Here is a 15,206-nt window from a genome sequence, read left to right as displayed (position 1 = left end):
AAAAAGCCCCCCTATGTCTATCATTTTCTAATTATGATGGGTATAGAAACTATCGATTAACCGATCCAAATGATCAAGGCGTCTCCCATAATCTTGGATAGATCCTAATAATATTACAAGTGCTAGAATGGAATTCTCGTCGATCGTTAATTGGCGAATCTCTTTAAATAATGCCCAGTGATTTTCATGTAAAATTGGATCAAGAGTGTGGTGAGGGGAAGGGTGAATTCTCCCAATATATTTTGAATAAATTTTGTCCTGATAATGTGCTAAATAAATGAGTTGATCTTTAAAGCGTTTTTGTAAGTCATCATGAAGAGCATATAAAACATTTTGATATTTTTGTACCATATAAATCATTTCAATGCCACTTTGAGCTGTTTTTAACATATTCTTCAAGATGACTAATTTTCGCGAAGAGGAAAAGGGAAATTTTCTTTTAAGATAACTTTTTGCTTCCTCTTCAAAGCGATAAAGGTCCCATAATTTTTGTAGTTCATTTTGGATCGAATCTAAAGTTTGCTTAATGGTTTGTTCGTTTTTTTCTTTATCTAGAGCAATCCTTAGAATTGAAGCCATTTGTTCTTCAATATTCTTTAATTTTTTTGTTAATTTTTTTTCATATTGGGGTGGGAATAATAAACTATTTACTAAAATTGCTGCAAAAATGCCAATTAAAATTAATAAGAAACGGTCGATTGCAAAATAAAAAAAGTGTTCTTGTTGGCTTCCTTCCATGATCGACAACACGGTTACAATCGCCAAAGGAATACTTCGATCAAAGCCCAATTGAAGGTTTATCCCAATTACGAGCATCACAACAAGAGCGGTAATCACGAGATTTGAACCAAGAAAAGTTGCTGTTAATGTAGCAAGGGTTGCACCTACGATGTTGGCTTGTATTTGTTCAACTCCATATCGCCAAGAACGGTAAACAGAAGGTTGAATGGCAAGGGTTGCTGCTATGGCTGCAAAGATTTCTGGTTGCAAATGAAATAAACGAGTGAGCAAAATCGCAAAAATCAACGTAATACCCGTTTTTAGGATTCTAGCACCAATTTTCATTTGAAAAACCTTTCTTCTTGAATGTTTTATGGTGAATTCGTTTAATTATTATATCAATTTGAATATTGAAATCAATAGAGTTTTATACCATCTGTATATGTAAATTAAAAGTGAAAAGAGGCACAATCGCCTCTTTTCATGTCGTTTATTTATTTTGTTTTTTATTCCGTAGTATCAACCGATAAAACTGCCTCTTTTTTCGGGACAATGCGAACAAAATGCTGGTCAAGGTTTTCAAGAAGACGACTCACTTTTGTTGCAGTGTCAGTTTGCTCCGCTTTTGTTAATTGAATGATGTATTCAGTCAACAATTCCGTTAAGTCTTTTCTTCCTTTTTCATCAAGGGGAAGAATCATAACTGAAGCACCTTTTGCAATTCTTCGTTCTAAAGCATGTTGATCAAAACCGAATTCAGGTACAAGACGCTGATACACGACTCCACCAGTCATTCCGGAACAGATCCATGGACCAGGATCACCTAGAACAACAGCACGACCATTTGTCATGTATTCAAAAGCAAAACCTTTGATATTAGCCCGTTCTCCAATCCCTCCTAGATGATCTTGAATGGGAGAAGTAATTTCTCCACCAAGAATCACATCCGCCCCAGAAAGTCTGATACCAAAGCGTGAATCGGCATTTCCTTGGATAATAAAGAGTCCTTTTTGGGCGCCGTAACAACAACTTTTTCCAACGGAGCCATTAATATAAACCCCATTTTTATTTTTTGTTTTTAAAATGGTTACCGAACCGCCATAAGCTGTTTTTGCCATTCCATCTTGTCCACCGCCATGAATTCTGATGTTTACGCCACTTGCGAGATAAGAAGCAAGGCCATTTCCTGCAATAGAACCATGTTTAAATGCTAGTTGTATTGGCGGTAATGTACGGTAACTTCCATCTAGATGTGGTCGAACTCTATCTCCTGAGATTCGACTTCCAATCATCCGATGTGTACTATTGACGAATGGTAACGTTCGTTCATAATCGTAGGAACTTACGGCTTCTGTACTGATCTCTTCTGCACCTGCAGCAACAGAGAGGAGAGGTTCTTTCTCTATCATTTGAGCCAATGATTTTTCTAACGGAATTGGCTGTGTTAATGGTGTAAGATCGATTCGATCTTTTAGACGTTGTTGAATGAGCAGGTCAGATCTACCGACTAAGTCTTGTAAGCGGCTAGCCCCTAATTGACTAGTTAGCTCTTTTACCTCATCACCTATAGCTTGGAAAAAACGAATTAACTGCTCAACAGCTGTTTCGTAATTTCTAGGAGTGAAAACTTTAACACCTCTAGATATAGCTTCATCAATTGATTCGATTTGGGTAGCGATTCCTACATGACAGGTATCTAAATGGCAACCTCGACATGCAGTACAGCCAATCGCCATCATCGCTAGTGTTCCAAAACCTACTCGATTTGCACCTAAAAGAATTAATTTGACTACATCTTTTCCACTTCTTATCCCGCCATCTGCCCAAATTTCTACGTCGTCTCTCAAACCAGCATCAATTAAAGCAGTATGAGTCGCTTTCACACCAATTTCAACAGGTAAACCAACATGTTGAATGGCATGGGCTCTTGCTGCTCCTGTCCCACCATCATAACCACTTAGTGAAATCACGTCTGCACCTGCTTTTGCAATGCCAACAGCAATTGTACCAATATTTGGTACAACGGGTACCTTTACAATGATTTTCGCAAATCGATTGGCCGTCTTTAATTCAGAGATGACTTGTGCTAGATCTTCAATAGAATAGATATCATGGTTGTTTGATGGTGAGATTAATTCGCTTCCAGGGGTCGCATTTCTTGCTGCAGCAATTTTTAGTGTGACTTTACTACCTGGCAAGTGTCCACCTTCACCTGGTTTTGCTCCTTGGCCAATTTTTATTTCAATCCAATTGGAAGAGTTGATTAATTCAATATTTACACCAAACCTTCCAGATGCAATCTGCATACCGCGGTGGTTAGGATACTTGCCAAGCATATCCTTTATTTCTCCGCCCTCACCATTTAGACTGATCATATTCAATTGATATGCAGCTTCAGCATAAGCGCGAAATGCAGTTTCACTTTGAGACCCAAAGGACATTGAACTAATCACAAAAGGATAGGAATGTTGCCCGATCCCTATGTCTACTTTTTTGCTGGGAACCATATTTTCAGTCGTTTGAAAATCTAAAAGATGGCGAAGGGAAACAGGATGATTCTCTTCCAATTCCGCTAACTTTTCCGCATATTCTTGATAAGTAATCGTTCCATTAGCCACTTGTTGAATCGATTTCCAAATTTTTGGAATTAAACGAAAACGATTGATGAGTCTTGGTGCATCAGCGTAAAGATCATTCTGTCTTTCTCTAGCGCTTTCTTCTAAATGTGAGAAGGAATAACCGATTTCCTCGTTCCCATAAAAATTGGTGATATTTAAGACTTTGGCAACCTCATCATGAAGGCCAATCGATGAAAATAAACGTTCATAGCCTCTTAATTCGTGGATGCCTAAAGTAGAGATAACTTTCTCAATTCCTTTTTCTAAACTACTGTATAAGTTTTTAATTGCTTGTTGACCTCCGTCTTTTGCAACCGTCGCAAACAATAGATAAGGAGAAATCGCATCAGCTCCTAAACCCATCGCCGTTACAAAATCGTGGAGATGGCGAATCGATGCGGAACGTAAGATGATGCTTACTTTTCTTCTTAGACTTTCTCCATTTTCTAACTTCTCCCTTAAGGCAATATCCACAGAAGAAACCGCTAAATGGGGATCAAGCCACAAATAGTTTTTACTGGAATATAATAGTTCGTCATCAAGAAAAAGAATTTTTGCTCCATTTTCAACCGCTTTAATGGCTTCTTGGTTTAATTCAGCTAACCGTTCTTTTATGGTTTGGTTTTTATGAAAACTTAAAGACAAAGTCGTGATATAGTTGGGTGATAGATTGGTAAAATAGCTGATGATTTTTTCTAACGAAGTTGTTCCTAGATCTTCAACAATGTCTTGTGCCATATTCCCTTCAAGTAAGATTGGGGTTCTGATTTCAAAAGAGATATCCCCAACTTGATGAGGAGTAAAGTCTTCCCGGCCACCGATGATCATTCTTGTTGAAAAATGTTCAATCTCTCTTTCGCGGTCAATGGCTGGATTAGTTACGACTGCTACGGTTTCTTTTAAGAAATCAGATAGATTCACCCGTTCTTTTGATAAAATGGCTAAACTTCCATCATATCCAAGGGAACGTATGGGTTCTTTTCCAGTCTTCGCCATTTGCTTTGCTAAATCAATATGTTCTTTTTCCCAACCAAAGTGAAGATAAATTCCATTCGATATTTCTTTGAATTGTGGAAGAACAAAGACATGCTCCTCAAAATGAGGGGGTTCTAATTTTTTACGATAATTTTGGATTGGGAAGCGTTTTGCTAGGTGGCTTAATATCATTTGTTGTAATTCGTGATGGGGAATCATCTGTATTGGTTCGTCTTTTTTTAGAATCACTCCTATTTTTTCTCCTGGGGCAAGGGGTTTAGGTTCGGAGATCATCTCTTGGGTAGGGATAATCCCTTGTTCAGAGGAAAAGTATAATGTATCTTCTGTTTCTACTTTCCATAAAGGACGTAATCCTAAAGCATCAACACTAAAAACGCCTTGATTCCCGTATCTTGAAACAATACCAGCAGGTCCTTGTGCAAATGGTCCCCATAAATGGCGCATAAATGTATATAGGTCCTGAAGTTGTTCGTTCATTCGCCGAATTTCGTTATAAATGGGTGGGAAGATCATTTCCATGACTTCAAAAAGAGAAAAATCATAATTGGTGATCAATCCCTCGATAATTCGGTTTAAATCTTGTGAATCACTGCCACCATGTACCAATGGAATATTTAACATGGTTGCTTCATCACGAAGTCGTTGAATCGTGTTGATTTCCCCGTTATGCCCTAATAGAGAGAAGGGTTGAACACGGAAGAAATGAGATAATGTATTGGTCGAATAACGGTTATGGCCAATTGACATCACTGATTCAAACAATGGATTGCTTAAATCATAGAAATACTCTTTTAAGACATTTGCAGCACCCATTACTTTGTAAACAACGGTATATTGGCTGAGGGATGCGACATGTACGTATTTCTCTTGTTCAATTTCTGTCATTAATTGAAACAATTTTTGGTTTATTTCTGAATTCCCTTGATAAATGGCAGCGATTTGCCAAAATAAGGGTTCACTTCGTTTACCATTTGGTCCTAGTACATGGGAATGAACCTGTCCTTCTTCTTCTAACAAAATATCCAATTGATAGTTAGCAAATTTACTTCGAATCTCTTCTTGGGCCTTATTGATTGACCCGATTTCCCGATCTATAAAAATATGTCCTACAACAAAATTCGGGTCATAAGCCATTTGAGGTGAATGAAGATGTTTTTTTAGTTTTGAAGCCCATAATTTTCTTGGAATGTCTGTAAGTACTCCAGAACCATCTCCTTCACCATTGATAAATCCAGAACGATGCTCCATCTTAACTAAAGCGTCAATTGTTTTTGTTAGATTATGGTTAGTTGGTTCCCCATTTTTTTCGATTACGGCTACTATTCCACAACTGTCGTGTTCCTCATAAAGGAGGTTTTGCAAATTGGTTTGATATTGCTCATGTTTCATCATGATCAATCACCTCCAATAAATAATTTCGTGGGTTAAATAGATAACATGTTAAAATAAATATTCCGAAAATTACATAAATCATATCATGATTTTAAGAGAAATACAATAGAATTTTTGATTTTTTATACATATGAAAGCGTTTTTATACAATGAAAACGCTTTACTTAAAATGGAAAACATTGTTATCATAAGGAAATAAAAACAAGATGTTAAAATTAACATCTTGTTTTTATGCAAAAATTATGCATTTTTATTCGTTTAAAGTTTAGACATTACCCGATCAACTGCTTCTAAAGTATCATCAATATCTTTTTGCGTATGAGCAATGGTTAAGAACCAAGCTTCGTATTTAGAAGGAGCAATTAAGATTCCTTCGTTAAGCAATCCTTTGAAGAATTTTGCAAACTTCTCTGTATCTGTCCCTTTGGCATCTTGATAATTGCTAACAGGACGGTCGGTAAAATAGACCGTAAATGCTCCACCAAGACGATTGATCACAAGCTCGTGACCATATTTTTTCGCTGAATCAAGAATGCCTTTTTCTAGCTTTGCGCCGAACTGATCCATTTGTTGGTACCAATGCTTTTCAGACAATACCTCTAAGGTAGCGATTCCTGCACGAACAGAAGCTGGATTCCCTGCCATTGTTCCTGCTTGATACGCAGGGCCAAGAGGAGCAACTTGTTCCATGATTTCTTTTTTGCCCCCATAAGCACCAATGGGTAAACCGCCACCAATAATTTTCCCTAGCGCTGTCATATCAGGAATAACACCTAAGAGATTTTGGGCTCCACCATAATGGAAACGAAAAGCGGTAATCACTTCATCGTAAATGACGAGTGCACCATATTGGTGGGTTAACTCATTCACTTTTTCCAAGAATCCAGGTTTTGGCATGACAATGCCAAAGTTTCCAACGATGGGTTCTACTAATACGGCAGCAATTTCATGCCCCCATTTTTTTAGTGCATTTTCGTAAGCTTCAACATCATTAAAAGGAACGGTTATCACTTCATTGGCAATGCTTTGGGGGATACCGGCACTATCTGGAATTCCTAAAGTAGCTGGACCGGAACCTGCCGCTACAAGTACTAGATCGGAATGTCCATGGTAACAACCTTCAAACTTAATAATTTTGCTTCGACCCGTATATGCTCTTGCAACACGAATGGTCGTCATCACAGCTTCAGTGCCTGAATTGACAAAACGAATCTTTTCCATTGATGGAATCGCTTCACGAATCATTTTGGCAAATTGAACTTCCCAAGGTGTTGACGTTCCATACAATGTTCCCTCTGTTGCTGCTTGAGAAATAGCTTCGACTAGTTTTGGGTGTCCATGACCTAATATAAGGGGGCCATAAGCGGCAAGATAATCAATATAGCGATTTCCATCTACATCCCACATATAAGGTCCTTTTGCTTTTTGAAAAAAGGTAGGGGTTCCTCCACCAACCGCTTTATAGGAGCGAGAAGGACTATTTACTCCTCCTACAATGACATCAAGGGCTTCTTGATAGTATCGTTCCGACTTTTCACGAATCAATGCTCTCACCATCTTTCTATAAATAGAGATTATATGTATCTTCTTTTTCATTTTAGCATAAGAAAATCTTTTTGATATAGCTCCCTTATTATGGCTTGTATATAGGTTTGTATATTCCAACGCGCTTTGTTGTCCGTCTCTACAAACCTAATTTTTATCGTAAAAGTTGAAGTGTCAGAGAATGCACTTCAATTCTAAATTTTCAATAAATGATTTGTTAAGATGAAAGAAGAATGAATATCGATTTTCATGGCAAGGTAAGAAAGAAGGAGGGTTTAAGATGCAAGAGGAATATCGAATTGCCAAGGACTCATTAGGAGAGGTAAAAGTGCCAAAGAATGCTTATTATGGTGCGCAAACACAAAGAGCGGTTGAAAACTTTCCGATCAGTGGGCTTCGCCTGCCGCGTCGTTTTATTCGTGCTCAGGGGATTATCAAATATTCTGCCGCTTATGCAAACTCCGCTGTTGGCCAGTTGGACAAACGACTCGCTGATGCCATTATGAAAGCAGCTGAAGAAGTTATCGAAGGAAAGTGGGATCACCAATTTGTTGTTGATGTTTATCAAGCAGGTGCTGGCACCTCTCAAAATATGAATGCCAATGAAGTGATCGCCAATCGCGCCATTGAACTATTAGGGGGTAAAATCGGCGATACATTCATTATTCATCCGAATGATCATGTCAATATGGCTCAATCTACCAATGATACCATTCATGTGGCCATTAATATTGCTGCAGTGGAAGCCGTTCATCATGATCTTATTCCTCAGTTGGATCATTTAATAGAGACATTAGAGCAAAAAGGCGAAGAATTTTATCCTATTATTAAATCAGGTAGAACCCATTTACAAGATGCTGTTCCTATCCGCTTAGGGCAAGAATTTTATGGATATAAGGAGACCCTAGTGGAAGCCAAAAAGACAATTTTAGAGAGTTTAGATTTATTATATCAAATTGGACTTGGCGGCAATGCGGTTGGTACTGGAATTAATGCCCATCCAAAATATGCTGAATTAGCGATTGGTAAAGTGGCGGAGATCACTGGATTTCCATTTCGAAGTCCAAGTAATCGTTTTATGTTTATGCAAAATACGCAAGGAGCGATTAAACTAAGTGGTGCACTGAAAAACCTCGCGATTCATCTGATCAAAATTGCCAGCGACTTACGTTTGTTAAGTTCTGGTCCTCGCACGGGTTTAGCGGAAATTATTCTTCCTGCTGTACAACCTGGTTCTTCCATTATGCCAGGGAAAGTCAATCCTGTTATGGCAGAAATGATGCATATGATCGGAAGCCAAGTGATTGGAAATGATGCTACCATCACTTCTGCTGGACAATCCGCCCAGTTAGAGTTAAATGTGATGATGCCTGTGATTGCTTATAACCTTTTACATTCCATTCAGATCTTAAGTAATGGGATTAAAGTCTTTAATGAGAGATCTGTAAAAGGAATTATAGCGAATGAAAAAAGATGTCATGAGTTAATGGAACGAAGTTTGGCTTTAGCGACAGCCTTAAATCCAGCAATTGGTTATGACAAAGCAGCAGAAATCGCGAAGAAAGCCTATGCAACAGGTAAAACAATTAGAGAGGTAGTTCGGGAAGAAGGGATTTTGACAGAGGAAGAGATATACCGCTATTTAGACGTTCAAAAGATGGTTTAATTTTCATCATTTTAAATTTTCACCCTTTAGGAAGTTGAAACCTAAAGGGTATTTTTTTTGGCAAAAAAACAAAACCTAAAATAGATCAGAATTAAGGAGGATCTTTTTTCATGGAATGGCTTCAAATTATTGGAATCAGTATTACCATGATTGCAATTGGTTTTCTGATTTTGCGCTTTGTCGCAAAAAGGAATTTTAGTGAAATGTCTCCTTTTCAAGTGTTTCTTATTCTGATGCTCGCCAATATTCTGGCAAAACCTATTAAGACTGATCATTTTATCGAAATCATTATTCCTACATTAGTCATTGTTTTCTTCTTTTTCCTTTACTCATATATATTAACAACAAATCGGCTGAGTAAAGGGATAAAAGCAAAACCGATTGTCCTTGTTCGCCATGGAAATATTGATGAAAAGGGACTAAACCAAGCGAAGATGACTATATCCGAAATGTTAGCAGAACTTAGGGTCAAAGGGTATAGTCATGTTCAAGATGTAGAATTTGCCATCTTAGAAGAAACAGGAAAATTAAGTGTCATTCCAAAAGCTAGCAAAAGACCATTAACTCCTAGTGATATTTCCTATGTTCCTGGTTATGAAGGACTTCCTGTTCCCTTAATCATGGATGGAGTGATTCTCTATGATAATCTTGCCAAAATCAAAATGACACCAAAAGATCTACTCGATCGACTAAGTATGCAAGGATATAACCAAGAAATGATAAAAACCATTTCCTTAGCCGTATTAGATGAAAGAAACAATCTCATCATTGATCAGAATGACGATACCAATCAAGGGAACATTCCGCAATTAAAACAAACGATTTGGTCTAAAATCTATGAAGATATGCATGCACAGCGTAAATCGCCTGAAGAAAAAGATTTAGGAATTGTCGATGATTATATTAAACCAAAACCATAGGGGTGAATTCTTATGGATGAAACATTAGTAACAGTTGTACGCTCAGTTATTGCTTTTACGACCTTACTGATTTTCACAAGGTTATTAGGAAAACAACAAGTTGGGCAGCTAACAGCGTTTGAATATATCGCGGGAATTACCATTGGTTCGGCGGCTTCATCCTTAAGTATTGATTTGTCCATAAAACCTTTTCCTCAATGGATGGCATTAGCGACATGGGTACTACTTGTTTATGGCTTACAAAAGTTATCGTTGAAGCAGCGTTGGATGGCAAAAGTATTAGATGACCAACCTACAATCGTGATCCAACATGGGAAGATTCTTGAACAAAACATGGAAAAATTGCGATATCGATATGATGAACTCATGTCTCAACTTCGAGATAAAAATATTTTTGACATTACCCAAGTGGAATTCGCTTTATTAGAACCAAACGGGAATCTATCGGTACTGAAAAAAGCAGAATATGAACCTGTTACACCATCTGATCTGAAAATCGTTCCCAAACAAAATGGATTAATGATTGAAGTCATTTTGGACGGAAAAATTATCGAACAAAATTTAAGAACTGCAGAAAAAGACGAAGAATGGCTTTTTAACCAACTTAAGGCACAAGGGATCAAAGATTTAAAAGAGGTAAACTTTGCTGCGATTTTGCCAAATGGCCAATTATATGTTGACCGTTTTCAAGACAAAATCGAAAAGATCGATATTGGCGATTTCAAGGGACCATATTAAAAAGGGGGATCTGACTTGAAAAAAATATGGATTATCATTACTTCAACTGCGATCATTCTCGTCTTTGTTGCCATTATGGTCAGTGGCTCTTTTTTAAAAAGGCCAATCACAAGTAATGATAATGTCATTGCCCAGATTAAGGCCTTAGAAGCTTCTGCAGAAAAAAAAGATTGGAAACTGGCAAATGAGCATTTAGAAAAAAGCATTAAAGCGTGGGAAAAAGTTAAAAACCGTATCCAATTTAGTGTGGAACGGGATTTTATTACAGAAGTCGATAACAAATTGGCGACATTAAAAGGGGCAATTAAGACTAAAGATGATAAAAAGATTACTTCAACGACAGAAGAATTAAGATTCGTATGGGAAGAGCTTGGTAAATGAAAAAAAGCACCAGGTTGATGTTGCTTGGTGCTTTTCTATTGTTTTTGTTAACTAATCACACTTTTACGTTTGATTCACGTAAATAAGATGGATACAATGATAATAGTGAAAATAGGAAAGAAAAAGGAGTGATCAATGGATGGCAAAAACAGCCGAGATCTTTACATTGGGCCAAAAAGCGCCTGATTTCACCCTTCCTGCAAGTAATGGTAAAGAAGTCAGCTTGCATGATTTTCGAGGAAAATATGTGGTTTTATATTTTTATCCAAAAGATAATACCCCAGGATGTACAACAGAAGCTTGTTCGTTTCGCGATTATCATGAAGAATTTAAAGGTTTAAATGCAGTGATTCTTGGTGTTAGCCCTGATCCAATGAAATCACATGAAAAATTTATTGAAAAATATCAACTTCCTTTCTTATTATTATCGGATGAAGATCACAAAGTGGCTGAAGCTTATGGTGTTTGGAAATTGAAAAAAATGTATGGCAAGGAATATATGGGGATTGAGAGATCAACATTTATCATTGACCCAGAGGGGAATATCATTCAAATCTATCGTAAGGTAAAAGTAAAAGGGCATGTGGAAGCTGCTCTTGAGTTTATTAAAAATCACATCCAAGAATCATCAAATCAATAACCCTATATTTAGAGCAATAGCCCTCTTATCCCTAATAAGATTGGCTTGTATGTTCTATAAGCCGTAAGGTTAGGAGCAGCATTAGAACATATAAGCCATTTTATGTTTTCATAGTAAAAAGGAATTATCATAATATTTAGAGAAATAAATATTGAATGAGTAATAGGTTATAAGTGAGGGTGAATTCTTTATGAAGATTGTTTCATCGGCAAAAATCAGTGAGAAACATCAAATTTCATTAAAAGAACAATTTCCCAAGGGTGACTTTTATTTTTTTGCAAATATAGAGGAAGCAAAGGCTGAGTTAACCGATACAGAAATTTTGATTACTTATGGTGAAGATCTAAATGATGAAATCCTTCAAACCATGAACGCTTTAAAATGGATTCATGTCGTAAGTGCCGGAGTGAATAAGCTGCCTTTTGAGTTGTTACATAGTAGGAAAGTAATTGTTACGAATTCAAAAGGGATTCATCGGATTCCCATGTCAGAATATACGATGGCGGTTATCTTACAATTAGCGAGAAAAACCAATCAGTTCTTTGAAAAACAACAAGAGGGTACGTGGGATCGCACGATTCGGGTGGCTGAAATTTTTGGAAGCACCCTTGGGATTATTGGTTTAGGCGCGATTGGTCAAGCGATTGCAGAAAAAGGGAAAAGTTTTGGAATGAGGATAATTGGAACTAATACGGATGGCCGTCCTGTACCTTTCGTCGACCAAGTCTATCCTTCATCACAATTAAAAAAGGTATTAGCTGAAAGTGATTACGTCGTTGTCATTGTTCCATTAACGGATAAAACATATCATCTCATTGGAAAAGAAGAATTAATAGCAATGAAAAAGTCTGCCTATTTGATTAATATTGCAAGAGGAGATGTGATCGATGAACAAGCATTATTAGAAGCATTAAAAGAACGGGAAATTGGCGGAGCGGTCTTAGATGTTTTTTCTCAAGAACCATTGCCTTCCGATCATCCATTTTGGCAATTTGATAACGTGATTATTACGCCACATGTATCGGGAAGATCGCCAAAATATATGGAACGGGCATTGGAGATTTTTAAAACCAATTTATACATGTACCAGAACAAAGAATTTTCTCAGATGAAAAATTTAGTTGATCTAAAGAAAGGTTATTAACATAAAGCGAGGTTTTGAAGGTGAAAATCTATACCAAAACTGGTGACCAAGGATATACATCATTAATTGGTGGAGAAAGGGTAGAAAAAAAACATCCTCGTGTTGAAGCTTATGGTACAGTGGATGAGGCCAATTCTGTGCTTGGTTTTGCAATAACTAAGATGGTTGACCAACCCTTAGAAAAAGTCATTTCTATGCTCAATCAGGTACAGCATGATCTTTTTCATGTTGGGGCGGAATTATCAACTCCCAAAGGTCGAAACGTTCCTTGGCCAATTACAGAAGAACATGTAAAACGGCTTGAACAGTTTATCGATGATTTAGAAACAGATCTTCCACCACTTAAGCAATTTATTTTACCTGGTGGCTCTGAAGCAGGGGCAATCCTTCATTTAGCAAGAACCATCATCCGTCGTGCAGAAAGGCAAACGATTCAAATTAAGGATCATTTGTCATCAATGATAGTGATTGCATATCTTAATCGCTGTTCTGATTTTTTGTTTATTGCAGCAAGATGGGTAAATCACAAGTTAGGGTATGAAGAAACTCCGTTTTATTCTCCTGCAAAGCATTAAATTCTTTCCCTTATTTTCCTTTCACTTTTGCGTATGTCCTTTTTTATCAAGGTCATACTAAGATTTGTGAAAGGAGGGAATAAAAAATGGCAAAGAATAACAAATCACAACAAAATGCAGCACAACAAGCTGCTGGGCAAAATGCTTTACAACAAAATGTAACTCAAAATGTTAACCAAGAAGCTCAAGCTCAAGCTTTTACTCAAAACACAGGTAACCAAGAAGAACAAGTAGGCAAAAATCGCCAACCATAACGTATCTTAACTATACTATAATGATTAAGAGGATACTATGTTCAATATAAGAACATATATCCTCTTTTTTTATACATGAATCAATTTCAAATCGATATTTATTGTTATAATAATATCATAATTAAAAAGTTAAAGTTGTCAAAATTTAGCCTTTTTTAGATGACAAAAGTTCTAATAAAACATGATATACTACAATGTAGAATAGGTGAAAAAAATGGATGACAAAAAAATCAAATTAACAAACCGAGTACCGACGAAACAAATATTAGATCTATTAGCTAAGATGTATCCTGAAGCAAAATGCGAATTATTGTATCGAAACCCTTTTGAATTATTGATTGCCACCATGTTATCGGCGCAAGCTACTGACAAAAAAGTAAATCAAATTACCCCATTTTTATTCCAAAAGTATAAAACGCCGAAAGATTTCTTATCCCTATCTCAACAAGAGTTAGAACAAGAAATTAAGCAGATAGGATTATATAAAACAAAAAGTAAAAATATTCTTGAAACATGCCGAATTCTTCAGGAAAAATATAATGGTGAGGTTCCGAAAAGCCGTGAAGAATTAGAAAGTCTTCCCGGGGTTGGAAGAAAGACGGCAAATGTCGTATTAAGTAACGCTTTTGGAATTCCGGCGATTGCTGTAGATACCCATGTTTTTCGTGTTTCCAATCGAATTGGACTTGCTAAAAGCGATAACGTATTAGAAACAGAATTACAATTAATGAAAAGAATTCCCAAACAGTTATGGTCTAATGCTCACCACTGGTTAATTTGGCATGGAAGAAGGGTATGTATAGCTAGAAATCCAAAATGTGAGATTTGTCCATTACAACCTTACTGTCAATATGCGAAAGAAAATAAATAGACTTAAAAAATTATAATATGAATGGGAGGAAAACTATGAACAAAGAAAAGTTAAATGAAGCAATAAATATATTAAAGAATAATGGGATACGAATCACTCCACAGCGACATGCCATTTTAACGTATCTATATCAGACAAATTCACATCCAACAGCTGATGAAATTTATAAATCATTAGAAGAGAAATTTCCAAACATGAGTGTGGCTACAGTGTATAATAATCTTCGTGTGTTTAAAGAAGCAAATTTAATCCAAGAACTTTCGTTTGGGGATAATTCGAGTCGTTTTGAAATAAATATATCAAAACATTATCATATTATTTGCAAAAAATGTGGACGTATTGAAGATTTTTCTTATCCTTGTATCATGGATATAGAAAAAATAGCTGAAGAAAAGACAAGATACAAAATTGACTCTCATTGCGTTGAAGTCTATGGTTTTTGTCAAGATTGTCAAGATACTATCGAAACGAATAGTAAAAAATAAAATTTAACTGAAGTAAAAAAAAACCTCTCTTACCGTTATAAGAGAGGGAATATATTATAATCAAATATTCAGGAAGAGTAAAAGAAATGCACGATTATTATTATACACAATATTAAAAACATATCAATAGTGAAAAAATTTGAAAATGAACTAACAAAATTTTCCTGTTGACATATACAAAATATTTATGTTAATATAATCTTTGCCGTTTCGTTGCGAGATCATCGGATGAAACGGCAAGATAAAAATAAGGAATAAAAA

Annotated in this window: 13 protein-coding genes; 10 read left to right on the top strand and 3 right to left on the bottom strand. The window is 36.4% G+C overall.

From position 1 onward, the window contains the following. Positions 1 to 27: 27 nt before the first annotated feature. The 3 genes from ACMW72_RS08850 to ACMW72_RS08840 all read right to left on the bottom strand — a co-directional run bounded on the left by ACMW72_RS08850 (position 28) and on the right by ACMW72_RS08840 (position 7,283). On the bottom strand, positions 28 to 1,065 hold the full coding sequence (locus ACMW72_RS08850; RefSeq protein ID WP_418368475.1) for an FUSC family protein: 1,038 nt from the start codon (positions 1,063 to 1,065) through the stop codon (positions 28 to 30). A gap of 161 nt (positions 1,066 to 1,226) precedes the next feature. Continuing rightward, positions 1,227 to 5,726, bottom strand: a complete 4,500-nt coding sequence (locus ACMW72_RS08845; RefSeq protein ID WP_418368474.1) for a glutamate synthase-related protein — start codon at positions 5,724 to 5,726, stop codon at positions 1,227 to 1,229. A gap of 258 nt (positions 5,727 to 5,984) precedes the next feature. After that, positions 5,985 to 7,283 (bottom strand): glutamate-1-semialdehyde 2,1-aminomutase, encoded by a 1,299-nt coding sequence (locus tag ACMW72_RS08840; RefSeq protein ID WP_418368569.1) that lies wholly within the window; start codon positions 7,281 to 7,283, stop codon positions 5,985 to 5,987. Between the two features lie 268 nt (positions 7,284 to 7,551). On the opposite strand from ACMW72_RS08840, the gene ACMW72_RS08835 reads away from it, so the two are divergent. The 10 genes from ACMW72_RS08835 to ACMW72_RS08790 all read left to right on the top strand — a co-directional run bounded on the left by ACMW72_RS08835 (position 7,552) and on the right by ACMW72_RS08790 (position 14,945). Then, complete coding sequence (locus tag ACMW72_RS08835; RefSeq protein WP_418368473.1) at positions 7,552 to 8,937, top strand: class II fumarate hydratase; 1,386 nt, start codon at positions 7,552 to 7,554, stop codon at positions 8,935 to 8,937. 110 nt (positions 8,938 to 9,047) lie between these two features. Continuing rightward, positions 9,048 to 9,857 carry a DUF421 domain-containing protein gene (locus ACMW72_RS08830; protein ID WP_418368472.1) on the top strand — a complete coding sequence of 270 codons (810 nt, stop codon included), beginning with the start codon at positions 9,048 to 9,050 and terminating at the stop codon, positions 9,855 to 9,857. 12 nt (positions 9,858 to 9,869) lie between these two features. Beyond that, positions 9,870 to 10,595 (top strand): DUF421 domain-containing protein, encoded by a 726-nt coding sequence (locus ACMW72_RS08825; protein WP_418368471.1) that lies wholly within the window; start codon positions 9,870 to 9,872, stop codon positions 10,593 to 10,595. Between the two features lie 15 nt (positions 10,596 to 10,610). Continuing rightward, positions 10,611 to 10,976 (top strand): DUF4363 family protein, encoded by a 366-nt coding sequence (locus ACMW72_RS08820; RefSeq protein ID WP_418368470.1) that lies wholly within the window; start codon positions 10,611 to 10,613, stop codon positions 10,974 to 10,976. A gap of 139 nt (positions 10,977 to 11,115) precedes the next feature. Further along, a complete protein-coding gene (gene bcp, locus ACMW72_RS08815) occupies positions 11,116 to 11,616 on the top strand; it encodes a thioredoxin-dependent thiol peroxidase (protein ID WP_418368469.1) in 501 nt (166 codons plus the stop codon). A 190-nt stretch (positions 11,617 to 11,806) separates the two neighbouring features. Further along, positions 11,807 to 12,760, top strand: a complete 954-nt coding sequence (locus ACMW72_RS08810) for a D-2-hydroxyacid dehydrogenase (protein ID WP_418368468.1) — start codon at positions 11,807 to 11,809, stop codon at positions 12,758 to 12,760. Positions 12,761 to 12,780: 20 nt separating this feature from the next. Beyond that, positions 12,781 to 13,335 (top strand): cob(I)yrinic acid a,c-diamide adenosyltransferase, encoded by a 555-nt coding sequence (locus ACMW72_RS08805; RefSeq protein ID WP_418368467.1) that lies wholly within the window; start codon positions 12,781 to 12,783, stop codon positions 13,333 to 13,335. An 86-nt stretch (positions 13,336 to 13,421) separates the two neighbouring features. Continuing rightward, positions 13,422 to 13,589, top strand: coding sequence for a hypothetical protein (locus tag ACMW72_RS08800; protein WP_418368466.1), 168 nt, complete (start codon positions 13,422 to 13,424; stop codon positions 13,587 to 13,589). Positions 13,590 to 13,803: 214 nt separating this feature from the next. Beyond that, positions 13,804 to 14,460 (top strand): endonuclease III, encoded by a 657-nt coding sequence (nth, locus tag ACMW72_RS08795; RefSeq protein WP_418368465.1) that lies wholly within the window; start codon positions 13,804 to 13,806, stop codon positions 14,458 to 14,460. Positions 14,461 to 14,495: 35 nt separating this feature from the next. Continuing rightward, entirely contained in the window at positions 14,496 to 14,945 is a 450-nt protein-coding gene (locus ACMW72_RS08790) for a Fur family transcriptional regulator (RefSeq protein WP_418368464.1), read from the top strand. The last annotated feature ends 261 nt before the right edge of the window (positions 14,946 to 15,206 follow it).

Source organism: Tepidibacillus sp. LV47, assembly GCF_048381575.1.
Lineage (GTDB): Bacteria > Bacillota > Bacilli > Tepidibacillales > Tepidibacillaceae > Tepidibacillus.
Note: the sequence above shows the minus strand (reverse complement) of the source record. Positions and strands in the feature narration are given on the sequence as shown.

Coding starts and splice junctions, on each gene's coding strand:
- ACMW72_RS08850 (WP_418368475.1), bottom strand. CDS start 1,065: ATGAAAATTGGTGCTAGAATCCTAAAAACGGGTATTACGTTGATTTTT.
- ACMW72_RS08845 (WP_418368474.1), bottom strand. CDS start 5,726: ATGATGAAACATGAGCAATATCAAACCAATTTGCAAAACCTCCTTTAT.
- ACMW72_RS08840 (WP_418368569.1), bottom strand. CDS start 7,283: ATGGTGAGAGCATTGATTCGTGAAAAGTCGGAACGATACTATCAAGAA.
- ACMW72_RS08835 (WP_418368473.1), top strand. CDS start 7,552: ATGCAAGAGGAATATCGAATTGCCAAGGACTCATTAGGAGAGGTAAAA.
- ACMW72_RS08830 (WP_418368472.1), top strand. CDS start 9,048: ATGGAATGGCTTCAAATTATTGGAATCAGTATTACCATGATTGCAATT.
- ACMW72_RS08825 (WP_418368471.1), top strand. CDS start 9,870: ATGGATGAAACATTAGTAACAGTTGTACGCTCAGTTATTGCTTTTACG.
- bcp (WP_418368469.1), top strand. CDS start 11,116: ATGGCAAAAACAGCCGAGATCTTTACATTGGGCCAAAAAGCGCCTGAT.
- ACMW72_RS08810 (WP_418368468.1), top strand. CDS start 11,807: ATGAAGATTGTTTCATCGGCAAAAATCAGTGAGAAACATCAAATTTCA.
- ACMW72_RS08800 (WP_418368466.1), top strand. CDS start 13,422: ATGGCAAAGAATAACAAATCACAACAAAATGCAGCACAACAAGCTGCT.
- nth (WP_418368465.1), top strand. CDS start 13,804: ATGGATGACAAAAAAATCAAATTAACAAACCGAGTACCGACGAAACAA.
- ACMW72_RS08790 (WP_418368464.1), top strand. CDS start 14,496: ATGAACAAAGAAAAGTTAAATGAAGCAATAAATATATTAAAGAATAAT.